The organism is Helicobacter trogontum, assembly GCF_000765905.2.
In the GTDB taxonomy this organism is placed as follows: Bacteria; Campylobacterota; Campylobacteria; order Campylobacterales; family Helicobacteraceae; genus Helicobacter_A; species Helicobacter_A trogontum.
This window is the reverse complement of sequence record NZ_JRPL02000006.1, coordinates 38,442-64,383: the sequence shown is the minus strand read 5'-3', so window position 1 is coordinate 64,383 and position 25,942 is coordinate 38,442. Positions and strand designations below refer to the sequence as shown.

Below are 25,942 nucleotides of genomic sequence, written 5' to 3'. Positions count from 1 at the left end.
ATCTTTGGAATCCTTGTGAATACAAATACGCTTCGACACAGAATAGCATAAGACTATATATTCTGTTTTTTCTAATCTTTTAGAATTTCTTATGACATACATCAAGGAGATATTATACAATTTCTATACAAAATCTAGGCAAACAACTCTAGGTGTTTGTTGCTTTATAATTTTTCTTAATTTTACTTAAGAAAAATTGCTACTATCTCCAAGGATATAATCCTAAATTGCTAAATATTTCCATGTGCAATCAGGTAAAACCTCTTCTATTTTATGCTTTAACCTTTCATCAATATACATACTGCTTTCAAAAATAAAAGTTTTTCCACTTACGCTATCTTGAAAGCCAATGCCAAATCTAGTATCACCTTGTGATGATCGCATGATGTTTGCAATCGCACTCACTTGCTCCTCTGTAATAACACTTTGCATCAAAGCGCATAAGCACGAGTTTCTTATATCCATGTCAGCGACCAAATCTAATGGCTCAATACCATTTACTTCATCAAGAGCAGAATCTCCATATACTACATCATTGTGCAGTTTAGAATCTACTTCTTGTTTTACAAGTGTTTTAGAATCTTGCGTATCTGGCTGAACTTTTGTATTGTCTTTTTTCACACGCAATTTTATCTCTTTGCATGATTGCAAGGTATGCACCTCATGCACTCTTATTTCAATCTTATAGCTTACTTCAGCACTACCATCTTCACCCTCTGTTACCATCCTTTCTTTTTCGAGTTTTCCTACTATTCCAACAGGACTACCCAAGTCAAAACTATCAAGCAAGTTAAGCTGATCTTCAAACAAAGTTAAAGGTTGTTTACCACTAAAATCCATAAGTTTTGCTGTACCATAAGTTCGATTATTTTTGCTTATTTTTCGTTGCAAATCCTCCAGCTTCCCAATAAGCATGATCCTTGAACCATCAGCAATATTTTCCAATTCTGCAATTTTTACAACATTTTTTATCGCTTCTATTTCACTTCTAAATTCATCAAGAGGGTGTCCACTAAGATAGATTCCCAAACTCTCATACTCATATTCAAGCAAACTTTTATTATGTAGTTCTTGTATAGGTTTTATTTGCAACTCAGGACACAACTCTTCTGCACCAAACAAACCACCACCACTACGCTCCCTAGACATTCTTCTACCTAAGTCGCAAATATAATCAAGATTATCAAGCATACTTGCACGTGTATAACCAAGATTATCAAGACTACCACTTTTTACTAAAGGCTCAAACACTTTTTTAGAGATTTTACTAAAATTTGCCTTTGCAATAAAATCTTCAAGATTCTTAAAGACACCTTTTTGTTTTCTATCATCAATAATACTTTGTAAAGCACCCTCACCCGCCCCCTTAATCGCATTCAAGCCAAAAACAATTTTCTTTTTACCATTAGAATCTATCATAACTGAAAAATTTGTCTGGGAAGTATTCACATGTGGAGGTAAAATCTCAATACCCATAGCCCTTGCCTCATCTATATAGGTGGCTACTGCCTCAATTTTATGACTTTCGCTTGAAAGCATTGCTGCCATAAATTCATGCTCATAATACGTTTTTAGATATGCAGTTTGAAAAGTTAAGATTCCATAAGCTGCTGAATGCGACTTATTAAATCCATATTCTGCAAACTTTGCTATCTGATCAAAAAGTTCTTCTGCTTTTGTTCTATCAAAACCATTTTTCTCTGCACCATCAGCAAACTTTGTGCGATTTTCTGTCATGATTTGTGCATCTTTTTTACCCATTGCTCTTCTTACAAGATCAGCCTCACCTAAAGAAAATCCACCTATCACCTGCACAATTTGCATAACTTGCTCTTGATACACAATCACACCATAAGTATTTTTCAAGATAGGTTCTAATTCCTTAAAAGTATAACTTACTGGGCTCCTCCCATGCTTTCTATTGATATACTCATCACTCATACCACTTTCCATAGGACCTGGTCTAAATAATGCAAGAAGTGCAATTGCATCATCAATACCACTTGGTTGCAATCTGCGATTAAACTCCTGCATACCACTAGATTCTAATTGGAATATCCCAAGTGTATTTCCACTACGTAATGTCCTATACACCCTTTCATCATTGACATCAAGTGTCGAGAGATTAATATCAATATTGTTTGTATCTTTTATAATATCTAGTGCATCTTGTATTACAGTTAGCGTCTTTAATCCCAAAAAGTCGAATTTGATCAAATCAACTGGCTCCAAGTATTTCATGGAATATTGCGTTACCATAACCCCTTTTGTCCGCTCACTCACATATAAAGGAACTTTATGCCATAACTCTTTTTCAGAATCTACCACAAGAGCTGCAGCATGCTTTCCTGTGTTTCTATTGAGTTTTTCAAGCCTTAATGCCATGTCCCATACTTTTTTTGCAAGCCCTCTACTTTTCTCATCTCTGTCATGCTCACTTTCTGTAATCAGTTCTTGGATTTTTGGTTCTAACTCATATGCTCCATCAATATGGTTCCCATTTTTATCAGTATAGCCCTTTAATGTAATGCCAAGTTTTGATGGAATGAGCTTTGCGAATTTATCCGCATTTGGAATAGACATACCATAGATTCTAGCCACATCTCGTATTACGCCTCTTGCAAGCATTTTACCAAAAGTGATAACTTGTGCAACATTATATTCACCATACTTTGCCTTCATATATTCAAACATTTCAGGACGTCTTCTTTGACAAAAGTCAGTATCAATATCAGGCATTGATATACGCTCTGGATTTAAAAACCGCTCAAAAAGCAAATTATACTTAATTGGATCAACATCTGTAATCTCTAAACAATATGCCACAAGACTACCTGCTGCACTTCCCCTACCTGGTCCCACTGGAATCTTATTTTGCTTTGCATAATTTATAAAATCCCAAACTATAAGCATATATCCAGGGAACTTCATCTGCGTGATAATATTAATTTCTTCTTGTAGTCGCTTATGATATACCTCATGATATTCTTTATCTACTTGCTCTAACCTTTTTGTCAAACCTTGCTCACATTTATAAGCAAAATACTCCGCTTCATCTTGTATTGCAATGCCTTCATTTTTTGCATACTCTTTTGCAAACTTAAAGCTTGGTGGTGTTGGGGGATTTTTGTCATCTTTTAAATCGATGCTAAGATTACATTTATCAGCTATTTCTTGCGTATTATAAACTGCTTCTGGTATATCCATAAATAAATCAAGCATTTGTTTTGGGCTTTTTATATAAAACTCTTGGACTGTGTGTCGCAACCTTTTTGGATCATTAACATCAGTTCCCATAGCTATCATCATAGCTGCTTCTTGCATACTAGAATCTTCTTTATTAGTGTAGTGCGCATCATTTGTAGCAATTAGCTTTGCACCTGTTTCAAGGCTTAAACGCAATAAATCATTATCAATAAAACGTTGATCAGCAATGCCATGTCGCATTATCTCAATATAAAAATCATCTCCAAAAATATCTTGATATTCATGTATCGCTTCTTTTGCACCATCATATCCTTTTGCACCCATGATAATTTTTTTCTCTCGCTTTTTGTTATCCATGTATGGACTAAGGTTTAGATTCCATGAAATCTCGCCATTAAGACATGCAGAAGAGCATATAATACCCCTAGAATGTTCTCTTAGAATCTTTTTATTAATCCTTGAAGTACGATAGAATCCCTGTATGAAACTCTGACTTGATAGATACATAAGATTCTTATATCCCTCTTCATTTTTTGCATACAGACATATATGAAATTTTGGTGTATTTGGAGATTTATCACCCAAATCCTCTTTATTATGAATGTAAGCCTCAATGCCAATAATGGGTTTAATCCCAGCCTTCTTCATAATCTTATAAAACTCAATAGCCCCAAACATATTGCCGTGATCTGTCATTGCAACGCTGTTCATGCCAAGCTCTTTAATGCGTTTTGCTAAGACATCTAGCTTATTTGCTCCATCAAGCAACGAATACTCTGTGTGTAAATGCAAATGCGTAAATGGTATATTTATTTCTTGTATATTATTCATATTTTTTCCTTTTTTAAATCACGATTACAATATTACATCATGCAATATTAAAACTCTTTGAATCTATATATTTTATATATGGTGTAACTAAAATTCTATCTACCATATCTATTGGTAATAAACACATTTTTTATTAACATGCTATAATATTACATGTTTTAACGCAAATATTCTTAAACAATACAAGTATTATGATATCAAGGAATAAAAGGAAAGATAATGCAGCAGTCTATACCCACAACTAGCAATACAACTTTACCTATTGATACGCCAATTGACACACTTGATATACAAATTGATACTACAAAACAGACAGCCACGTCCTGCGGTATCATACAAAAACTACTTAATAATGAAGACATTCATCATTTATTACCAAATGCAAGTACGGCAGAGTTAAACAATATAGCAGAGTTAATACGTGCTAGAATTTTGGAGGTGGTGAGTAAAAATGGAGGACATTTAAGCTCTACGCTTGGAGCAGTTGAACTCATTATAGGTATGCATGCGGTATTTGATTGTTCAATGCACCCATTTATCTATGATGTAAGCCACCAAGCTTATGCACATAAGTTACTTACAGGGAGATATAAGTCTTTTGAAAGTTTGCGTCAAATCCATGGTATAAGTGGTTTCATTGCACCCTATGAGAGTAAGTTTGATTACTTTATAGCTGGGCACAGCTCTACTTCTCTTTCACTTGCAGTAGGTGTGGCTAAGGCAAAGAAATTACGAAATGACCCACATAAGCCCATTGTAATGATAGGTGATGGCTCTATGAGTGCTGGACTAGTCTATGAGGCTTTGAATGAATTGGGTGATTTGAAACTACCAGTCATTATTATACTTAATGATAATGAAATGAGTATTGCAAAGCCAATTGGGGCAATTTCCAAGATCCTATCAAAAACAATTGCTAGTCCTTTATATCAAACTATGAAAGAAAAAATCAAAAAAGTAATTGATAAAATGCCAAATGGCACAACCTTCATTGCCAAACGATTTGAGGAAAGCTTTAAACTCATCACTCCTGGATTGTTATTTGAAGAATTTGGTATTGATTATGTAGGACCAATTGATGGCAATAATATAGAGGAGGTGGTTGCGACATTAAAAAGTGTTGCTTACTTAAATCGTCCAGTATTACTACACTGCCAAACCATAAAAGGCAAAGGCTATCAAATTGCTGAAGGCAGATATGAGAAATGGCATGGTGTTGCTCCATTTGACTTAAACACAGGACAAGCAATCACAAAAAGCACAATCAAAAGTCCAACAGCAGTATTTAGCGATACACTTCTAAGCATGGCACAACAAAATGAAAAAATCGTAGGCGTAACTGCAGCCATGCCTAGTGGTACAGGATTGGATAAACTTATGGACACAATGCCAGAGAGGTTTTTTGATGTAGCAATTGCAGAACAACACGCAGTAACCTCAATGGCAGCTATGGCAAAGGAAGGTTTTAAACCATATATTGCTATATATTCTACATTTTTGCAGCGTGCTTTTGATCAAATTGTGCATGATGTCTGTATCATGAATCTTCCCGTGGTTTTTTGCATTGATAGAGCTGGTATTGTGGGTGAAGATGGCGAAACACATCAAGGATTGCTAGATATTGCATATTTGCAAGGTATTCCAAATATACAGCTTATTGCCCCAAGAGATAATAACACCCTTGCTATACAACTTGAATATTCACAGCATGCAACTTCACCATTAGCCATCCGTTATCCTAGAGGGCAATTCATGTTAGAAAAATGCTATATGCGTTTAGATTCTATTATAAAAGAATATGATATAAAAAAGGAGCAAAACACTCATGCCAACATGAATGAAAATCTAGATTCTATATCTACAAACCTCACGCCTATTCAGATAATAGAAACTTTAGAAATTTGTAAAGGCATGTTACAGAATCTACTTAATACATCAACCTATAATATTAACCTACAATCATATAAGGCACAAATGTTATACAATAATCTAGAATATGTAAAACAAGATTCTAGACAAAATCATATAAATTCTAATGAAGATAAAAAAATTCTACTTATGGGGTATGGCAATGGCGTTGGTCGCCTATTGGATGTATGGATTACTCTGCTAACACAATACAACATCCATACATCATTGCTTGATATTATTAGCCTCAAACCACTTGACACAGATACGCTTACTTCATGCTTGAGGGATTATACGCATATTTTTATCATGAGTGATAACTATAAATCAAATGGTATTGGTGCGTGTGTTATGCAGTTTGCTTTTAGTCAATTAGAATATGGAAAAATCAAGCAGATTCCAAAAATTATAAGCTTTGAGATACAAGATATATTTGTGAGACATGGAAATACACAAAAAATTGAAGAGCTTCTAGGCATAGATACAAAAAGTTTAGTATCTAAGATCATTAAATCAACGCATACTTAAGACATGATGAGCGATTAAATATTTATAATAAGACATTGTGGATATACCTTGCAAATATGTCTTAAAACTCTTATGAACAATTCCTGCATACCTTAAACCAAAACATGTAAGCTCTCCTAATCAATTCAGTATGTGTTGTAAAACATATTGTCACCATCAACTTAGAAAATCTTCATTTGCATATAAGCAATGCATGAATAACGATCGATGAGGTATTTATAATAAGACTTATCATACTTTTGCCATACATATATACCAATAGAAATCTTACATAAGTGGGTCTACTTTAAGAGTATCACAAGAAAACTTATATATTCAATGCAGAATCTTATAAAGTATTGCCAAAAAGAAACAATAGAAAACACGCTGTCTAGATTCTAAGCAATTATAGTAATATACTAGATGTAGCTTCTCACATCCAATATAGATACTTCATCTTTTTAAATATTTACACAATCTAAAAATTATTCGTAAGCATGATTTCATATAGCAAAAGTATGATGAAAGATAAAATCATAAAAGTATTTAACGCCTTATTAATGAGCAATCAAGTATTCACACAAAGAGCTCTTTTAGCTACAATAAAAGATCCTAGGAAAAACTCATATTCCTTCTTACCATTATTTAAACAAGGGGATTCTTAAAAAGAATCAGTGAAAAACTTCTAATTCTAACCTACACTATACAGCCCACACCCTACTATTATTCGCATAAGATCAGAATCCAACTTAATATTTCACAGCTAATCTGTTTAATACAGCATAATTACGAATTTACATTACAAAATTCACTAGTTTATTTGGCACAAAAATCTCTTTCTTAATAGCTCCATCAAGCCACTTTTCTGCTGCACTCTTAGCCATACTTATCACTTCTTCTTTTGTAGCAGTTGTGGGCATTACAACCTCGGCACGTTTCTTTCCATTGACACTGATTACATAAGTAATTTCATCTTGTTTGAATGCGTCATTATCGATTCTAATAGGTGCAAAATTTGCCAAATTAAATAGCTCTTGGCTAAGCTCACTTGCAATATGTGGAATAAAGTTCTCTAAAATATGCAATAAAATGAAATAACCCTCTGTAAAAACCATATCATCATCTTGTGCACACAAAGCATTGTGCGCTTCCATACACGCAGCAATCACAACATTAAAGGGATAACCCTCAATTTTTTTATTAAATATATTTTGTTGTTTTTGCAATGCTTCATAAACCTTTAGTCGTGCATTTTTAGAATCTTTGTTTAGCGTTTGTGTATCTATTTTTGGCAGTGTATCTACCTTTGCAACACGCACTTTTCTATCAATGAGACGACAAATAAACTTATAACACCCAACCACACTATTATCATTCCAATCGAGTGCAGATGCAGAAGGTGCTGCAAAAAGAATAAACAAACGTGCAGTATCAGCACCATAAGTATCTATAATGTGTCTTGGCTCTACTACATTACCAAGACTTTTTGACATTTTAACACCATCTTTTAAAACCATACCTTGTGTAAGCAAGTGCGAAAAGGGTTCACTGAAGCTAATATAACCCAAATCACGCAACATTTTTGTGTAAAATCTAGCATATAAAAGATGCAAAATAGCATGCTCTATACCACCAATATACTCATCAACTTCCATAAAATATTGTAATGATTCTTTACAAAATGCCTGTGTTTTACGCAATTGCTTTGGAGTTGTGTAATGCAGGAAATACCAGCTTGATTCCACAAAAGTGTCCATAGTATCAGTTTCTCGCACAGAATCTGCACCACATTTAGGACATTTTGTATATTTCCAAGTCGCATGTTTTTCAAGAGGATTTCCCTCACCTGTTATTTCAATATCATTTGGCAATTCAACTGGTAGGGTGCTTGATTCTACCACGCCACATTGTGGGCAATGAATAAGGGGTATAGGTGTCCCCCAATAGCGTTGGCGTGATATGCCCCAGTCTCTTAGTTTGTAATTTATAGTTTTCTTGCCTATACCCTTTTCTTCAAACAGAGCAATAATCTTTTCTCGTGCTTCTTTGCTATTTAATCCTGAAAATACATCACTATTGTATAGGATTCCATCTTCTGTATTAGGTTTATTTATCCCATCATTTTCGCCATTTGATTCTATTACAGGCAATAAAGCTAAGTTATATTTTTTTGCAAACTCAAAATCCCTTTCATCATGGCTTGGCACACTCATAACCGCACCACTTCCATAACTCATAAGCACAAAGTTACTAATCCATACTGGGATTTTTTGTTGTGTAAGTGGATGCAAGACAAAAATTGGTAGGGCAATGCCTATTTTATCAGCTTTAGAACGCTCTTTTTCAGCTTGATTGCGAATACTTTGAATTGTATTAACATCATCTTGTGTAAGTATATTTTTTTTAATAAGCAAATCCACTATACCATGCTCTGGTGCAATGACACAATAACTCACACCATAAATCGTATCAGCACGAGTCGTATAAACATCAAGCGTGGTGATTTTGGAATCTAGCAAGACTTTGGAATCTTCACATAACTCAAATGAAAAAGATAAACCACTGGATTTTCCTATCCAATTTCTTTGCATACTTAAAACCTGTGGTGGCCATTTACCTTCCAAAGTTTCTAAATCTTTAAGTAATTCTTCTGCATAATCTGTTATTTTAAGATAATATTGATACATTTCTTTTTGTACTACAGGAGTATCACAACGCCAACACTTACCATCTATTACTTGTTCATTAGCCAACACAGTCAAGTCGTTTGGACACCAATTAAGAAATGCTTTTTTACGATAGACTAATCCCTTTTGCCACGCTTTTATAAAAAACTCCTGCTCATATTTGCTGTATAATGGATCGCAAGTTTCTAACACTCGTTCTTTTGAAAAGCTTAACCCCATTGTCTGTAATTCTTTTAACATAACCTCCATGTTGCTGTAAGTCCAATTCTTTGGATGGACTTTATGCTTGATAGCAGCGTTTTCAGCTGGCATACCAAACGCATCAAAACCAATAGGATGTAATACATTATAACCATACATGCGATAATATCTTGCCATAGCATCGCCTATACAATAATTGCGCACATGTCCCATATGGATTGCCCCACTTGGATATGGAAACATCGAGAGGATATACTTTTTTGGTTTCGAGAAATCGTTGCTTGGCTCAAATACGCCACTATCTTGCCATATTTGTTGCCATTTAGATTCTACTGCAGCTGGATTATAGTTTTCATGTTTCATTACATATCCTTATAAATACTTAAAAAATAATTGCAATTTTATTGTGATTTATTAAATACTCCTTGCAAAATGTAAACTTTATAGCAAGAAATATACGCATATTTATATGTTTATATAACATTATTGCAACCCCTTATTAACAAGGGGTTTACACCTTATCATCACAAAGAATGCCTAAATATTGTGGCATATATAGCATATAGATCCTTAAATATAAAGATCACTTCTTTATCTCACTAGCAAGTCTTTGTAATGCTTCATTCATGGCATGTTGCAAGGTAATCGCAGGATTCTCACCCTTTGCTGAAGTTGTTATGCTGCCCTCTTGTATGCGTTTCATATCATATCCTAGGATTTCATAGGTAAGATATACTTTCCCCTCATAATCATCCACACCCTTGACATACAAGTCATTAATATTAAGACGCAGAATATTTAATCGTTGGCTTAATGATGGGTTTTGATCTATCTGTAAGCAGTGATTTGCAGCAACTTTTATAAAGGCATTACGCACCATATTTTTTGGTAAATCAATCCATTTATAATCTGGTATTATTTTAATTTCATTATTCTCATTATAGAGTAAAATATCTTTACTATCATAAGGTGAGAGTGCATTAACTTGCAGAGCAAAACCATTTTGCTTCTTTTTGCATTTATCTTCTAACACCACATTGTCAAGACTATAAAAAGTCTGATTTGGCAAGACTGATTTGAGATTGACATTGAAACAGCCTTGCAAACACATTATAATCAAAATAGCACAAATTCCATATATAAACTTTTTTTGTAACCGCATACACACTCCTTTAATTACGTTTTCCAAGCAATGTTTCATAAGGTTCTCGCTCCATCCTATCCATAAAAAGACTTGCTTTTTCAAGGAAAGCATTAAGCGTTTGTAAGCTATATCCACTTTTATCAATAAGTGGTGTTAGAATCTCTCTCACATTAAAATCACCACGTAATAATGCTTTATTTAAATCCTTCAAAAGCTTATCGGCACTATTTAAGGTTTTATCAATATTTTGCTTTGTCCCCTCTAGTGATATAAGCATATTGCGTATATCCTCAATATTTTTGCTATCAGTGATATTTTTTACATTACTTACAATATCTTGTATATCACTTGTCATACCTTGCGCATTTTCAAGAAGTTTGCCAATCGCATTTTTTGCTAGAAAAAGTGTTGCTTCATCTTCATCTTTAATCACACTGCCTTTTTCATTCTGTCTTAATCTTAAATAATTCATACCTACAAAACCATCAGAATCTACAATGAGTTCTGAACCCTCTCTTACAGGTATTTTCTTATTGATTGCAACATCAATTTGCACAATGCCCACATCATCCTTTTTAAACCCCATATGAGTTACACTGCCCACACTAATACCCTTATATTTCACAGGTGTATTTACACTAATACCCCCAACTTCATCTTGAGTATAAACATGATAAACTTTAACTCTTCTATCATCAATCCCAAAACGACCAATCCAAAAAATAAATGCAATCATTGCAACTGTTAAAATACAAAAAATCATGCCAATAAGTGTATAATTAATATTTCTCTCCATACATCATCCTTATTTATATTTCCAATATTTTTCACCACGAGTTGAATGGAAAAGGCTGCCTTGATGCAATCCATTATTTGCTTCTTTTGCAAACTCATCTAGCGTTCCACTAAATTCAATCTTTTTATTACCAAGCAAAATAAATCTATCTGTAACATCTTTTATACTATCTAAATCATGCGTAATCATAACTATTGTTACGCCAAATTTCTCTTTCAAAGATGCAATCAAATCATCAAATTTACATGCACTAGCGGGATCTAGCCCACTTGTTGGCTCATCTAAGAATAGAATCTCTGGCTCTGTGCACAATGCTCTTGCAAGAGCTACTCTCTTTTTCATACCACCGCTTAATTCATTAACATACTTATTGCATACGCTTAAATCAAGTCCCACATTATGTAGCCAAAATTTTGCAATCTCTGGGTAAAGGTGTGATGGAAAATATGAGTATTCTTCAAGTAAGCTTGTTACGTTTTCAAGCACACTTAATGAGCTAAAAAGTGCACCAAACTGAAATACAACGCCCATTTTTTGCATAATAGTATGTTTTTTGGAATCTTTTAACTTCCAAATATCAGTGTCAAGTATCTTAATATTTCCAGATGTTGGTTTGTGTAAGAATATAAGTGTATGTAAAAGTGTGGTTTTACCGCTCCCACTTCCACCAAGTATGGAGAAAATCTCCCCTCTTTTCACAGAAAAACTTATAGAATCATGTATAAGCGTATGTCCATAATGTGTAGTAAGATTATTGACTTCAACAATATTGCTCATAGATTATACCTTGTAAAAATAAAGGAAAAAATTGCATTTGCCATGATAATCCAAAATATTGCATTAACAACACTCATAGTTGTCATTTTACCAATTGATTGCGTATCGCCCTTGCACTCCAAACCACGAAAACACCCAACAATACCAATAATTGCACCAAATACAGGAGCTTTTACCACCCCTATCCAAAAATGTGTAATTGAAACTGTTTCATAAAATCTTTCCAGATAGGTTTCAAAACCAATATTAATGCTTGTTTTAATCGCAACCATACCGCCAAAAAGTGCGACTGCATCTGCAGCAAACACCATTAATGGCATAACAATAATAAGTGCTAAGACTCTAGGAATAATAAGAAAATAAAATATGTTTAAATTCATAGCTTTCATTGCAGATAATTCCTCTGTCAATCGCATAGATCCAAGCTGCGCAGTAAAACTTGAGGCACTTCTACCTGCAATAACTAAAGCAAGGATAAATGGTCCCATCTCTCTTAGAGCAAGTTTTGCAGTAGTATCAACACTCATGATCGGTACACCCATAGAATTTAGTTGGTATGCTCCTTGCAATGTAATTGCATAACCAATAATAAGAGATGTCATAAGTCCAACAGGCAATGCCTTAAATCCTTGTTCGTAAATATGGTAAATAAGAGATCTTATGCGGAAATTCGAGGGTTTTAAGCAACTCAACACAAAGAAATGCAATAACATGCCCATAAAATTAAAAAACGATATAGTGGTTTGATAAAAATTAACACACCACTTTCCTATAAGATTAAAAAAACTAGAAAAAATATTTAACTTATTGTTCTTATAGGGCGTATTTAGGACGCTCTTTATTGTTGCATTATCATTGTTATCTAATGCAACATAGATCTCACCATTAAGATATAATGCGTAACGCTCTGATGAGAGGAATGAAGCAAGACGCACAGTCTGCATACTATCAACATAAATATACACATCCTCTATCTGACTAGATTCTAAAGTGTTGCGTAAAAGTAGCATAAAAATAATACCAACTTTTGCATTCTGAAAAACAATATGAATCTCTCCAGTATATTTCTGCACTTGAGCACGCAAGGCGGTAATATAGGCTTGCTGAACAAAACTATCCCAATGTCCCTCTATTATAATAGCATTTGAAGGTGGTTTTATAGTGTTACAACGAGCACATATTTCCTGAATCTCACTATCTGAAACAAACAAAGCCTATCCTTAAAGATTCTATAATATAAAACGAACAAGCAAATAGCCACCCCAAATAAAAGCAGCAAACAACATACAAACAAACTGCAAACTGCTACCAATATCCTTTGCATCTCGTGCAAGTGGATGAAAGGTGGGTTAAACTAAATCAATAATTTTTTCAATAGCTGTATTTACCAATTCTGCAAACACCATAAGAAATAAAGGTAAAACCAAAAAAGCAATCTCAAAAAAGTTACGCCCCAAAAAACATGCGATAATAAAGAACAGCACAAACACAGCAAGGATTTGTCTAACAGAAGTCTCTTCGCTAATACAGACTTTCAGCCCTGCTAATGAGAAAAAGAATGCCCCTATAATGCGTTTCATCCCTTTTTTACCACTTTTCACTCTATCCCTTTATTTATGATTGAAAAATTTATCATGAATCATGTATCTTAACAAAAAAAATACATGTTTATGCAAATAATTCATAAAAACATAACTTGACACATAAAGCCCATAATGAATTAAAACTGAAAACAAAACATATTAGTATATAATCTGCAAGGCAGTGTTTCACATAAAAACTATCAAAATATGCACACAATGCTTCCAATTAAGTTTTTATAACATGAAATTAAAAAAGCATAATTCTTAAGAATACTAAACTAGAAAAATAGTAAAAATACGACAAAAACTATATACATTACTGCGATAATTGTTAGATAACACATAACAAGAAAGAAAATTTGTCGTATACATAACATACGATATTAATGAGTGGGAGTCGGAAAGAAAAGCAAATTTAGAACTAAAAATTTAGTAAGTAAAAGTAAAACTTTAGATTTCACAACGCAAGAATCTCACCTCATAATAATCTTGAATTATAAGGAAGTGGTAGGACTTATCTAAATGCCTAATAACCAAGATGCACTACAAAGAAACAATAAATAAAAGACTTTAATCTTTTAAAAACTCATCATAGTATAAAAAATAATTTTTACTTTTCTTTGATGAAAGTGAGTAGGTTAATGAACCACCGCCCTCAAAACTTGTGCGTGTATAAAATGGAGATTTTGTTGTTGTATCTGTCAATGTATTTTTATATTTTGCGATTCTAGCAACATTTTGGCAATTAAAAACCCCAATATCTTGGCTACCTACAATAAATACAAGCCCAACACCATATTCATTACATGCTTTTGGCAGTATTTTTGGTGTTGGATCATGCTTACCTTGTGAGTTTAAAAAACCCATTAATAAATCTGAATTTACAAACTCTATAAAATCATATTGTTCAACAATGGCTTTATAAGTTGTTTCATTAGGAGCAATAAGAAAAGCTTTGTTGTTAAAACTTCTAAAGATCACTATATCACCCACTTCTGGTGTCATATTTGGTGTTGGTAAGTATGGCTGGGCTAATTGTGTAAAAGGAAGTACCTTAGCCACAGCCTTTGTGCCTTCCAACCTTACCACAACCACACTTGCCACAATCGCTTGGTAAGATGACAAATCACGCATGACAATACCACTCTCACCAACCTTAAGATTAATATTTGCGAATGTTACAAGCATAGTATTATCTTGCTTATTTATTTCTAATATCTTACTTATTTCAGGCTGTGTCATAAGTTTTATAGAATCTTTTATATCTATTTTATCTTCTATGCCTTGATCACCATATACAAGATTCCCAAACAACATAGTATTTGCCATAAATACAAACAAAGCCATAACACATCTTTTCATGTATAAACCTTATAAAACTATTAAATTGTAGTCCAACCCTATCGTAGTTATACCCTACCACCCTCATAAAGCTGTCGCATACGTTTCTTTTCTTCTTGTTTTTTGGCTTTCTGCACCTCTTTTGCATAATATGCTTCAACAGAAAAATTAAGTAAAATTGCAAGTTTTGGTGCCACAAACATTGAACTATATGTGCCAAATATAATACCAACAAGCAAAGGCAAAGAGAATCCTACAATAATTTGCCCACCAAAAATATAAAGTGTCAAGACTACAAAGAACATAGTTAACGAGGTGAGTGTTGTCCTTGTAAGTGTGCTTGATATCGCCTCATTAATTATCTCATGTGCGTTCATCTTTTTGCCCTCAAGCATCTTCTCTCGGATTCTATCAAAAATAATAATGGTATCATTGATCGAGTAGCCAAGTAGAGTGAGCAATGCTGCAATGACTTCAAGATTCAAGTCGATTTTAAAAATAATAACACTCGCTGCAGTAATAACAATATCATGCACCAATGCTATAATAGAAGCAAGGGCAAAACGCCATTCATAACGAAAACTTACATACGCCATCATCGCAATAGTTGCTAAAACAAGTGATAATATAGCGCTTTTACGCAGCTCATCTCCAACTCGCGGACCAACTGTGTCAAGTTTTCTGATTGCAAAATCACCACTTGGTTGCAGTAGGGTATGCAGTATAGTATCAATTTCGCTTACTTTCAGATTCTCATTAAATGGAATCTTAATTACAATCTCATTATCAGCACCAAATCGGCTCACCTGTGAGTTCTTAAAACGCTCATCACTTGCTAAAAGTTTGCGTATTTCTGCCATAGGTGCATTTTGCTGTGTATATTGAATCTGAGCTGTGCTACCACCTGCAAAATCAATCCCAAGATTAAAACCCACACCAAAAAACAAATAAAATGAAGTAAGCGTGAGCAAAATAGATGCTATTAAACCATACTTGCTCCAATGCACAAAATCAAAAATTTTCTGCTGTTTAAAGATCTCCATGCCTATTTCCTTACTAACGCTTTTGTTGTGTTGTTATCTGTATTTTTGAATCCAGTTTGATACCAAACCAAAAAGCTGTGTTTTTACTGCGCTCTATGTAGTTACCAAGCCACAAATAAATCCCATGTGTACCAACTATAGCTGTAATAATGGAGGCTAATATACCAATACCAGTGGTAATTGCAAAGCCTTTTATCACACCTGTACCATAAATATAAAGTAAAACGGAAGCAATGAGCGATGTAATATTTGCATCAAAGATTGCACGAGAAGCATTTTCATAACCAACACGCAGTGATTTTGTTATACCCATACCGGATTTAAGCCCTTCTCTAATGCGTTCGTTAATGATAATATTCGCATCTACAGCCATACCTACAGTAAGCACAATACCAGCCATACCAGGTAGCGTCAGCGTGGCATCAAAAAGTGCCATAATCGCAATGATCAGGAAAAGGTTGATAATAAGTGCAAGAGATGCAAAGACACCAGCCATAGCATAATACGCAATCATAAAGCCCACAACCAGGATAAAACCACTAACAAGGGCAATAACAGAAGCTTGTATAGAATCTGCACCAAGACTAGGACCTACAACTCGTTTTTCTACCACAGAAACAGGGGCAAGAAGAGCACCAGAACGAAGTGCGATAGCCAGATCACTTGCTGATTTTTTATCAAAGTTACCAGTAATAATACCACTACCCCCACCAATCCTTTTACTAATGCTAGGTGCAGAAATAATGCGTTTATCAAGAACAATTGCTAGTCTTTTCTCGATATTTCGCCCCGTAAAATCACCAAATATTTCAGCACCTTTAGAATCTAACTTAAAGTTCACTGCATCTTTTTTGTTCTCATCAAACGTAGAATCAGCTTTTACAACAGAACTTCCATCAAGAATAGGGATAGCTTTTAGAGGTAATTTTATTATGTCGTTTTCAGCATATGGCAATAGCACAGAGCCATATTGCATTGCCTCTTCATCTGTGATTGTCTCACCATTCATCATGCGTCTTGCAAGATCTTCATCTACTGCCATAAACTCAAGCTGTGCATTCTGTGAAATCAATTTGATAAGTCTTTGCTGCTCCTCTTCACTTTGTGCACCAGGCATTTCTACGCGGACTTGATTGATCCCCTCGCGTAAAACATTTGGCTCTGTCAAACCAAAACCACTAAGTCGATTACGAATGGTAAAGATTGTTTGATCAAGGGCGTTTCTCTGCACTTTTTTTATAGCCTCTTCATCAAGTTTTACATTAAACGTATTCCCATTTTGACTCCATACTACGCCTTCCATCTTGCCAAAGATGGCTTCCATATCCTTTAGCCTACTTAAGTCAAGCAATACAAAGCTTATAGAATCATCTTGCATTCTTAGTTTGTTGATAAACATATTTTTCTTATCTGTTTCATGTTTTAAATCACTAAGCATACTTCCGTATTTATTGCTAACTGCCTCATTAACATCGACATCAAGCAAAAGACTTAATCCACCCTGCAAATCAAGTCCAAGTGTAATTTTTTTATAACCATCAAAGAAAGGATATTTATCAGAATTCTGGAAAAATGAAGGAATACTAAACAAGATTCCAAAACAACACGCAACAATAAAGACCAACAACCTATAATTAAAAGGTTTTTGTATATTTGTGTGAATCTTTGCCATACGCTAGTCTAACCTATATTCTATTTTTTATCATGCTTGCTTTTAGATTCTTTTTCTTCCTTTGAATCTGCATTGGAATCATCTTGTTCTACCATTTCATCAACTTTGTAGGCTACAAACTCTTTTGCAAGCCTTACTTGCGTATCACCCAACTCTACAAGTATAAACCTATCATCTTGCTTGATTACCTCACATACAAAACCACCATTAGTAACAATCTTATCCCCTCTCTTTAAAGATTCAACCATAGCAGCATGCTTTTTTCTTTGTTGCTGTTGCGGACGAAAAACAAGAAAATAAAACACTGCAATAAGAACTGCTAATGGTAAAAAACTAATAAGCTCTTGCATATATCTCCTTCATACCTAAAAAATAAAGCATAGATTCTAACACAAAAAATGTTAATTTTTTGCTTTGCCAGATAAAAGCAAGAATACAACACCAATAATACATGAAGTCAGTGATGCGAGCAAGATAGTAATTTTAGACAATTCTTTTGCTTCATGTATATCAAAGGCGAGTTCAGACACAAATAACGACATTGTAAAACCAATACCTGCTAACATACCCGCACCCAAGATATATTTCCAAGAGATTCCATCAGGTCGTTTTGCAATACCGAGTTTTTCACACAAAAATGATGCAAGAAAGATCCCAATAGGCTTGCCTAATACCAAGCCTAAGAAGACGCCAAGAAAAATATGATCTATGTTGAAATTAAAATTAGACTCAATACTTACACCCGCATTGGCAAATGCAAAACAAGGCATAATAAAATAAGCACTCCAGGGTTGCAAAAAATGCTCCAATCTCAAGAGTGGATTCTGTGTGTTTATTGCACTTTGTTGCACTTCTTGCACAAACTCTAATTTATCATGATCTAAAAGTATAGATTTTTGTTTGTTTTGTTTGTGTTCATAATTTTTTGCCCATACACCCATTTGCTCGTAAAATGCTTGGAAGTCTCGTTTTGCTTTTACAGGAATACAAAATGCTAAGATAACTGCAGCAATAGTTGCATGAATACCACTTGCATGCACAAAAAACCACAATAAAACCCCAAGCCCAAGATATACACTCAAATGTTTAATACCACGCATATTGCAGAGCACTAATAGCACGATGATACCAGCTGATGCAAGCAACCATAAAGCATGTATAGAATCCCCATAAAATAAAGCAATAACAACAATAGCACCCAAATCATCAACAACAGCAAGGGTAACAAGAAACACCTTTAAAGCGATAGGAATGCGTTTGCCAAGTATAAGCAGCACGCCCAATGCAAAGGCAATATCTGTTGCCATTGGAATCCCAAACCCATGACTTGAAGCGGTTCCAATATTTAATGCATAATAAATTGCACCTGGGACTATCATGCCCCCCAATGCAGCGATAGCTGGAAAGGCAGCTTTTGAAAAAGAGTTTAACTCACCAAAGAGCATCTCTCTTTTAATCTCCAACCCAACAAGTAAAAAGAAAAATGACATAAGCACATCATTTACCCATATTTTCAACTCCATACCCACAAAATATTCACCAAACTGAAAGCCAAAAGGTGTTTCAAAAAATGTATGGTACATATGCGATAATGGTGAATTAGCAATAATAAGTGCCATAATTGTGCTAATCCCAAGAAAAATACCACCAAAAGATTCACTGCGGATAAAACTCATCAAAACTTGTGTAACACGCATTATAATCCTTTTTTATTATTTAAAAAATGAGATTATTATAATAAAAAACTTAAAGCATAATAAAACAAGATGTATTTTTCTGTATTTTTATATTTTGTTTCCTAATGTCATATAAGCTATAAAGTTTAAGGTAAGAGCTAGATTTATCAGGGTGGTTTTGCTTGTTAAGAAAACTTGACTGATTTTGTATTTATTTGTTTTAAGTAGATGCTTTTATATACACTCTCTTATTTTTACAAGATAGTATGGTACAATATATAGAAAGTTATTAGAATGTCGTTGTATTAGCTAATTTATACATTCCATAATTAGAAAGGATAGCAATGTTTAATGCAATATTAAATCCCATGGGATCTACCGCTGCAATAATGCTACATTTTGGCCTTAGTGCTGCTTTTTGTTTGATTTTAGCAAGTGTTATTATGAGTAAAAATTATCGATTTAGAAATAATAAACAGGGATATTATGCCATGATTACTTGTTGTTCACTTTTCCTTGTGCTGTGCACTCCATTAATAACAGGTATTTTAGCAATACCATTGGCTTTTATCATAGCATATTTTGCAAAAGATAATAAAACTATGCTCAAATTATTTCTTGCAAAAAAAATATCATCAAGAAATAGACAATAATATAGATGGCAACAAGGTTTAATATAATGGTAGCAAATCAAGATTCATAAGAAAGTTTATCTTGCCTGAAAGATTGCCTAGACCTTATTTGTTGTTTGGAATCTATCTATTTAATAATCCCTCTATATACTCCTTATAGACTGCAGCTTAGTGATTAAGAATTTAAAAGATATGTAAAATAAATGAACTCTCAAATGATGATAAAAAGTATAATGAGATTCTGCGTTACTTTGATTTTAGTTTGGATACATTAAATTGGGGGAGTTAAATAAAGTAATATCTAATACCTTAACTAACGAGCAAACAACTTATAAAATTGGAATATTATCAAGAACCCTGCTACCCGACGATGAATAGATATCAAATATGTAAACAAAAATAGATTTGCAATAAATAAACTCCCAAACTTAAAGATACTGTTATAATTGTGGAATTTTATGCCCTACAGCCACACATTGACAGAAACAATTAACAGATATAAAACATTTATATATTAAAACATGACGTGTTGTTCTTGCCATTTTAGCTATACCCCTTATGAGTGCCTAAAGTGAAAGATTGCATATAATGCGATGAGATTAGAAAAAGGGATTAAGAATGAATAACAAGCAGCAAATAGAAAAACTTGAGGATAACGCCAAATTAGCTATGGTAAATTATGGATATTTGTGCTTAGTAGATTCTAATTATAAACCTAATGAGTATAGCAAAGATAAAAAAGATTAAAGACTTTTAGAGCAACAAAAAAACGAATTAGACAAAAATTTTAGACTAACCTACGCATACTAGACATGACTCATAAATACCACCTTGATGAAAATGATAAACTTCACGATGGATTGCTTGATGATAAATTTTTAAATGGTAAACTTCTCTTCACTCCAAGCAAAAAGATTACCCAGCATAACAAAAGCAGCAGCAATAAAACCTATATGTGATTGCCTAGATTATGTAAGCATTTTGTAGATAAAGCAAAAACGCTTTGATAGATTTTGAATGCAGTGTTGCTGCATCAAATATCATAGATATTTGAATCTGAATTTGAGATCTTACACTCTAAAGTTATTTTTATTTTAAGTTACATTAGAACCTAAAAATCACGCAGACGCACACCAACACCAATTCTATTCACAGGCAAACTATATTCATACAAACTATCACCATGACCATAAAGATACTGTGCATAAATAGCATAATGCTTACTTACTCCATAGCTATATCCAAGCTCAATAAGTCCCTTCCAATTCCAATAATCACGTGTAAAATAGTTGTTAAAAATATTATTAAGATACAGCTCAAAGTGATTGTTTTTATATGTATAAGAGAATTTGATATCCCCATATCCTATATATTTTCCAATATCACCATTTGTCTTTGCACCATCATAAGCGATTGCAGAAATATTTACCCATGCGCGTATGCGTGTATTAAAATTCTTGTATCTATAGTTTGTTTCAAAGATCACCCTATCAAGTGCCTTGGACCTCACAAAATTGCCACCCCACTCTGCTTGACGCGGATCGGCACTATTTACATTTTCTCTCTCTCCGTTGCTTACATGGTTGTATCCTATAGAAAACCAATTAAAATAGCCACCATTTCCATTGGCAATAGGAATAGGCTTTTTATATATAAAACTTACACCTGGAGATAGGTCTGTATCACGCAAAGGTGAGCTTTGTGGATCATTGTAAGTTTGTAAATAGATTTTTTGCGTATAATCAAAGCTAAAAGCACAAAATTTACATACCACATCATTCAATAACTCCAAACGAAAGCTAATTTGTGCTTTAATCTCTGTACGCATTAAATCTGGGCTATACATATCACTAAAGCTATAATATGCGGGTAGTATATACCATGGTTCATAAAATTTAAAATATGAAAAAAGCGATCTTATATCAAGCGTATCGGATTTAAAAGGCTGAATTTGTGTGCGTGCATAGTCATTTATTATGCGTTTCTCCAATGCACTTTCTTGCTTAGAGGCTTCTGACTTAGAATCTTCTTGCTCCATAACCTCTTTATGAGTTGGTTTTAATTCTTTTGTTTGTGGGCTATGATTTTTCTTGTCTTGTTGTGTCGTCTGCAAGTCCCTTGTATCACTTTCCACATTGCTAACTAATGCGTGAGCTATATACATATGCAATAGTATATACATCACAAAGATTTTTTTTATACGCATATAATAAACCCCCGTAATAAAATACTAATATTCCTCTGTTAATTTAAAAAGGGTATATTCTAGCGATAAAATGTCAATTATTCGCTCGTAGATAGGCTTGGTTGTGTAAAGAAAGGAAGGGATTATTGTCGTATGATATGTGGCGTGATAATTATAATTAATTCTTCATTACGATTAATATTACTCTGTTTGCCAAAAATATTTTTTAACCATTTATTTTCACCCATTTTTGGGATTGCTTGGCTTGTATTTTGGATAACATTACTGAGTAATCCGCCAATAATCACCCGTTCACCATCTCTTAGTCTGACGATTGAAGAGAGCTGATTTGTGCTAAGGTTTGGTGGTGCACTTAATGCTTGAGCAATGTTTTCCATCTCTGGATCTTTTGTCTTTGTAATGGAGGGATTTATACGTAAAATTACTGAATCTTCACTAATTGAGGGAGTAATATCAAGCAAGATCCCAGCAAAAATACTTGGATATTGTGTGCTTGTATTCTGAATTGTCGTATTTGTATTGTTGGATTGATACACAAGATTTTGTGTATAACGCAGGACAGAGCCAACACTAATGAGTGCGGGCTGATTGTTTAATGCCATGATTTTTGGATTACTAAGACTACGCAAATCACCATAGGTGCGTAAGAGATTAAAAATACTTTGCAAATCAGCATTATTATTTCCAAGCGTAAGCATGGCACCACCACCACCAAACGATAGATTGAGATTTGATTGTGTCGGATTGAGAATAGAAAATATTGATTGCCAATCAATACCTACATTATTGGTCTGAAAATGCATGAGTGATAAAATCTCTACATCAATGGCTACTTGCATATTCATCTTTTGCTCCAAATTTTGCAAGAAATGTGAGACTTCTCTCATCTTCTGCTTTGTAGTCCATACAGCAATAAGCCCTGCACCTTTATCAATCATAAATTTATCACCAAGCTTTGTATCAAGCATAATGTGCAGTTTAGATTCTATATCTGCCCAAAAATTAATCTCATCAAGAGAATACACTTTTGTTCCACTTTTTCCAAAACGTGTATTGGCTGTGCTCATTTGAGAACGCAGTTGATTACGCAATGAGAGGTTATCAAGATAGCCTGACATGCTCTGATTTTCTCTTTGTGAAGTTTGCGTATTTGCTGGATTATTTTGCCACGCATAACTTTGTGTATAGCTTGGAATCATACTATTATAGAATCCATTATATCCCATATTATAGTTATCATGCTGTTCTTGTGAGAATAAGACATCTGTGCTGCTCTGTGCCATTCTTGTGCTTGAAATATAATTGATTGTAAACATTTGCATTGAAATATCGCTGATGATCAAGCGATTGGAATCTATGGTATAAAACATATTACCTAAAAGCATATTTAATACAAAATCAAGCGGCTTGTCGCGTATATTGAGCGTTATATTTTGATGATTATGTAGGTTTTGCTTAGCATTATGCGTATATTGTATGGAAAAATCACACTCTTTTGCAAGGGCGTGTAATAATGTATGGATATTTAATTTTTCATCCTTTGTAATATTAAACCTCTTTTTTATACACTTTGGAGCAAGTAGGTTTATATCAATATCTGTTTTTGTGTTATTTTGCTGATTTGCTATACTTTGTTGTCGTGCTAGATTCTGTATATTTGTGTGGTTTTGCATATCTTTAGATTGCACATCAACCCCCTGTGTAGAATCTTTTAATCTAGTTTCTATTTGCTGTAAAGCTTGTTTTGAACCTCTTAAATCAAAGCTATTGATAACATTATTTGGTAATGACACAGAACAACAGGAAGCATCAAGAATGGATAGAAAATCTGCGTAAGTAGAATACATGTCTGTGAAATTCATTCCTTGCTTGGCTGTAGGATCTAGTGGGCTATATTTAGAATCTGGCGTTAAGTTTAGTTGAGATGTGTATACACGCGGTATCTCTTGAGAAAGTGGATAGAGATTAGATTCTAAATTATACACTTCTTGTTGTGATGTACGATCTTGTTTTGTGTTTGTGGGTGTGGGTTTTTGTGTATGAGAGGTTCTAGAGTCTAATCTTTCTGGTATAGCTATAGTGCCTAAAGAGTGATTATTAGAATCTTGCATATTTTTTAGCATTGCATTATACTCTTTTAAGATAACTTTATATTGTGTATCCATACTAGAGTAGGGCTCAAATGCTGTGCGAAGATCATGGATGATGGAGTATGTTTGCAATTTATATGTATTAACTGGTGGATTATGAATGGGATTTGAATAAGATTGTGCTTCTTTTGTGGGAGGTGATTCTTGCAATTGGACTATATTTTGTTCGCCATATAAAGTATGAAAAAACAAAACTATAAAAAATGTAATTGAAATAAAAATGCCTTGAAATCTTTCTAGACATATATTAAAGATTCCATCACTATTTTGCTTTTCCATAATTTATACACTTTAAATATCATCATCTTGAATGTTATATACTTTTGCTTCAATATATTTTTACAAGATGATATCATCTATATCAATATAGATTGCATAGATTTGTATGGTATTCCATGTTGATAGGCCAATGAACTATCAACATTTATTAAGAAGTTATTTCATTTGTGCTGCAACTTCTTCAGCAAAGTTATCCACTTTCTTTTCAATACCCTCACCAAGTTCAAAGTTTGTAAATGATACAACTTGTATATTATCATTCAATTCTTTACTTTTCTCATCAAGCACTTGTGTGATAGTTTTTTTATCATCAAGAGCATAAAGCTGTGCTAGTAAAGTTAGTCTTTGATCTAAAATTGTATTATCAAGGATAAAACGATCTAGTTGCCCTGGAAGGATTTTATCCCAAATTTTCTCTGGTTTTCCTTCAGCTTTCAATGCAGCACGCAATTCTTCTTCTTTTGCTTGTAGCACAGATTCTGTAAGCTCACTGCGACTTACAAACTCGGGAATACGATGTAATGGTTTTTTTAGTCTTGCAAGTTCCTCATTTTCTTTCTCAAGTTCAGCAGCAATTGCCACTCTCTCTTTTGCTACAAAGTCCTTATCAAGTTCTTTATAGCTTAAAAACTTTGGCTTCATTGATGCAATATGCATACTTAAAAGCTTACTAAACTCGCTTAATTTAGACACATTCTCTTCTTTTTCAACACTCAAAAGTGTTATTGCACCAACCTTTTTATTATGGTGCAAATACCCATTAATAAGCTGATTTGGCTTACAAGTGATAGTAGCAACACGACGGATAACAATATTCTCTCCGATGATAGCAATCTTTTGCTTCAAGTAATCTTCAAAAGATTCACCATTAACACTAAGTTGCATTAAAGATTCTGTTGTGTTTAGCGAACGTTTGAAAGCTAAATCAAGAATATTTGCAACAATCTCTTGAAAGTCATCATTTTTGGCTACAAAATCTGTTTCAGAATTTACTTCAACTAGAGTTGCCTTTGTAAAATCATCAGCAATTTTCATTGCAATAGCGCCTTCAGCAGCTATCCTATCTGCCTTTTTAGCAGCCTTACTTAACCCTTTTTTACGTAGATACTCGATTGCTTCTTCAATATTTCCCTTGCACTCTTTTAATGCGTTTTTACATTCCATAATGCCCGCATCAGTCTTTTTACGCAATTCTGCTACAACCTTTGCAGAAATTTCTTGTACTTCTTGTTTGATTTGCTTACCTGCTTCGCTTATTGCTTCTTTTGCATTTTGCAATGCTTCTTTTGTCTCATCACGCAT

The 25,942-nt window shown here is 33.8% G+C and carries 18 protein-coding genes and 1 pseudogene; 4 read left to right on the top strand and 15 right to left on the bottom strand.

The window, feature by feature from the left end:
* Window positions 1-222 precede the first annotated feature (222 nt).
* On the bottom strand, window positions 223-4,038 hold the full coding sequence (dnaE, locus tag LS81_RS03985; protein ID WP_034344277.1) for a DNA polymerase III subunit alpha: 3,816 nt from the start codon (window positions 4,036-4,038) through the stop codon (window positions 223-225).
* Window positions 4,039-4,257: 219 nt separating this feature from the next.
* On the opposite strand from dnaE, the gene dxs reads away from it, so the two are divergent.
* On the top strand, window positions 4,258-6,474 hold the full coding sequence (gene dxs, locus LS81_RS03980) for a 1-deoxy-D-xylulose-5-phosphate synthase (RefSeq protein ID WP_052096394.1): 2,217 nt from the start codon (window positions 4,258-4,260) through the stop codon (window positions 6,472-6,474).
* A 773-nt stretch (window positions 6,475-7,247) separates the two neighbouring features.
* Here the strand turns inward: dxs and leuS are convergent.
* The 11 genes and pseudogenes from leuS to nhaA form a co-directional block, all read right to left on the bottom strand.
* Entirely contained in the window at window positions 7,248-9,704 is a 2,457-nt protein-coding gene (gene leuS / locus LS81_RS03975) for a leucine--tRNA ligase (RefSeq protein ID WP_034344278.1), read from the bottom strand.
* Between the two features lie 220 nt (window positions 9,705-9,924).
* On the bottom strand, window positions 9,925-10,503 hold the full coding sequence (locus LS81_RS03970) for a hypothetical protein (protein WP_034344281.1): 579 nt from the start codon (window positions 10,501-10,503) through the stop codon (window positions 9,925-9,927).
* 10 nt (window positions 10,504-10,513) lie between these two features.
* Window positions 10,514-11,281 carry an MlaD family protein gene (locus LS81_RS03965; protein WP_034344284.1) on the bottom strand — a complete coding sequence of 256 codons (768 nt, stop codon included), beginning with the start codon at window positions 11,279-11,281 and terminating at the stop codon, window positions 10,514-10,516.
* Between the two features lie 9 nt (window positions 11,282-11,290).
* Entirely contained in the window at window positions 11,291-12,058 is a 768-nt protein-coding gene (locus LS81_RS03960; RefSeq protein WP_034344286.1) for an ABC transporter ATP-binding protein, read from the bottom strand.
* Window positions 12,055-13,269 carry an MlaE family ABC transporter permease gene (locus LS81_RS03955; protein WP_034344289.1) on the bottom strand — a complete coding sequence of 405 codons (1,215 nt, stop codon included), beginning with the start codon at window positions 13,267-13,269 and terminating at the stop codon, window positions 12,055-12,057. The genes LS81_RS03960 and LS81_RS03955 overlap by 4 nt, the downstream gene beginning before the upstream one ends.
* Window positions 13,270-13,287: 18 nt before the next feature.
* Window positions 13,288-13,638, bottom strand: a pseudogene (locus LS81_RS03950) (diacylglycerol kinase).
* Between the two features lie 573 nt (window positions 13,639-14,211).
* Window positions 14,212-15,003, bottom strand: a complete 792-nt coding sequence (locus LS81_RS03945) for a plasminogen-binding N-terminal domain-containing protein (RefSeq protein WP_034344291.1) — start codon at window positions 15,001-15,003, stop codon at window positions 14,212-14,214.
* 47 nt (window positions 15,004-15,050) lie between these two features.
* Window positions 15,051-16,025 carry a protein translocase subunit SecF gene (secF, locus tag LS81_RS03940; protein ID WP_034344293.1) on the bottom strand — a complete coding sequence of 325 codons (975 nt, stop codon included), beginning with the start codon at window positions 16,023-16,025 and terminating at the stop codon, window positions 15,051-15,053.
* A gap of 13 nt (window positions 16,026-16,038) precedes the next feature.
* On the bottom strand, window positions 16,039-17,697 hold the full coding sequence (gene secD / locus LS81_RS03935) for a protein translocase subunit SecD (RefSeq protein ID WP_034344294.1): 1,659 nt from the start codon (window positions 17,695-17,697) through the stop codon (window positions 16,039-16,041).
* Between the two features lie 20 nt (window positions 17,698-17,717).
* Window positions 17,718-18,047 (bottom strand): preprotein translocase subunit YajC, encoded by a 330-nt coding sequence (yajC, locus tag LS81_RS03930; RefSeq protein ID WP_034344296.1) that lies wholly within the window; start codon window positions 18,045-18,047, stop codon window positions 17,718-17,720.
* A gap of 51 nt (window positions 18,048-18,098) precedes the next feature.
* Complete coding sequence (nhaA, locus tag LS81_RS03925; protein ID WP_034344297.1) at window positions 18,099-19,394, bottom strand: Na+/H+ antiporter NhaA; 1,296 nt, start codon at window positions 19,392-19,394, stop codon at window positions 18,099-18,101.
* 323 nt (window positions 19,395-19,717) lie between these two features.
* Here nhaA and LS81_RS03920 point away from each other — a divergent pair, with 323 nt between their 5' ends.
* The 3 genes from LS81_RS03920 (at window position 19,718) to LS81_RS11225 (ending at window position 20,964) form a co-directional block, all read left to right on the top strand.
* Window positions 19,718-20,026: a hypothetical protein gene (locus tag LS81_RS03920; protein WP_034344299.1), complete on the top strand. Its 309-nt coding sequence runs from the start codon at window positions 19,718-19,720 to the stop codon at window positions 20,024-20,026.
* 597 nt (window positions 20,027-20,623) lie between these two features.
* A complete protein-coding gene (locus LS81_RS12310; protein ID WP_267892487.1) occupies window positions 20,624-20,752 on the top strand; it encodes a hypothetical protein in 129 nt (42 codons plus the stop codon).
* 65 nt (window positions 20,753-20,817) lie between these two features.
* The gene (locus LS81_RS11225) at window positions 20,818-20,964 is read left to right on the top strand and encodes a hypothetical protein (RefSeq protein ID WP_161976743.1); all 147 of its coding nucleotides are present in this window, start codon (window positions 20,818-20,820) and stop codon (window positions 20,962-20,964) included.
* Window positions 20,965-21,116: 152 nt separating this feature from the next.
* On the opposite strand, the gene LS81_RS03915 is transcribed toward LS81_RS11225, so the two are convergent.
* The 3 genes from LS81_RS03915 to tsf form a co-directional block, all read right to left on the bottom strand.
* Complete coding sequence (locus tag LS81_RS03915) at window positions 21,117-22,169, bottom strand: phospholipase A (RefSeq protein WP_237022197.1); 1,053 nt, start codon at window positions 22,167-22,169, stop codon at window positions 21,117-21,119.
* Between the two features lie 164 nt (window positions 22,170-22,333).
* Window positions 22,334-24,640: a secretin N-terminal domain-containing protein gene (locus tag LS81_RS03910; RefSeq protein WP_034344303.1), complete on the bottom strand. Its 2,307-nt coding sequence runs from the start codon at window positions 24,638-24,640 to the stop codon at window positions 22,334-22,336.
* Between the two features lie 156 nt (window positions 24,641-24,796).
* Window positions 24,797-25,942, bottom strand: a complete 1,146-nt coding sequence (gene tsf / locus LS81_RS03905; RefSeq protein WP_267892488.1) for a translation elongation factor Ts — start codon at window positions 25,940-25,942, stop codon at window positions 24,797-24,799.

Coding starts and splice junctions, on each gene's coding strand:
- dnaE (WP_034344277.1), bottom strand. CDS start 4,038: ATGAATAATATACAAGAAATAAATATACCATTTACGCATTTGCATTTA.
- dxs (WP_052096394.1), top strand. CDS start 4,258: ATGCAGCAGTCTATACCCACAACTAGCAATACAACTTTACCTATTGAT.
- leuS (WP_034344278.1), bottom strand. CDS start 9,704: ATGAAACATGAAAACTATAATCCAGCTGCAGTAGAATCTAAATGGCAA.
- LS81_RS03970 (WP_034344281.1), bottom strand. CDS start 10,503: ATGCGGTTACAAAAAAAGTTTATATATGGAATTTGTGCTATTTTGATT.
- LS81_RS03965 (WP_034344284.1), bottom strand. CDS start 11,281: ATGGAGAGAAATATTAATTATACACTTATTGGCATGATTTTTTGTATT.
- LS81_RS03960 (WP_034344286.1), bottom strand. CDS start 12,058: ATGAGCAATATTGTTGAAGTCAATAATCTTACTACACATTATGGACAT.
- LS81_RS03945 (WP_034344291.1), bottom strand. CDS start 15,003: ATGAAAAGATGTGTTATGGCTTTGTTTGTATTTATGGCAAATACTATG.
- secF (WP_034344293.1), bottom strand. CDS start 16,025: ATGGAGATCTTTAAACAGCAGAAAATTTTTGATTTTGTGCATTGGAGC.
- secD (WP_034344294.1), bottom strand. CDS start 17,697: ATGGCAAAGATTCACACAAATATACAAAAACCTTTTAATTATAGGTTG.
- yajC (WP_034344296.1), bottom strand. CDS start 18,047: ATGCAAGAGCTTATTAGTTTTTTACCATTAGCAGTTCTTATTGCAGTG.
- nhaA (WP_034344297.1), bottom strand. CDS start 19,394: ATGCGTGTTACACAAGTTTTGATGAGTTTTATCCGCAGTGAATCTTTT.
- LS81_RS03920 (WP_034344299.1), top strand. CDS start 19,718: ATGTTTAATGCAATATTAAATCCCATGGGATCTACCGCTGCAATAATG.
- LS81_RS12310 (WP_267892487.1), top strand. CDS start 20,624: ATGAATAACAAGCAGCAAATAGAAAAACTTGAGGATAACGCCAAATTA.
- LS81_RS11225 (WP_161976743.1), top strand. CDS start 20,818: ATGACTCATAAATACCACCTTGATGAAAATGATAAACTTCACGATGGA.
- LS81_RS03915 (WP_237022197.1), bottom strand. CDS start 22,169: ATGTATATAGCTCACGCATTAGTTAGCAATGTGGAAAGTGATACAAGG.
- LS81_RS03910 (WP_034344303.1), bottom strand. CDS start 24,640: ATGGAAAAGCAAAATAGTGATGGAATCTTTAATATATGTCTAGAAAGA.
- tsf (WP_267892488.1), bottom strand. CDS start 25,942: ATGCGTGATGAGACAAAAGAAGCATTGCAAAATGCAAAAGAAGCAATA.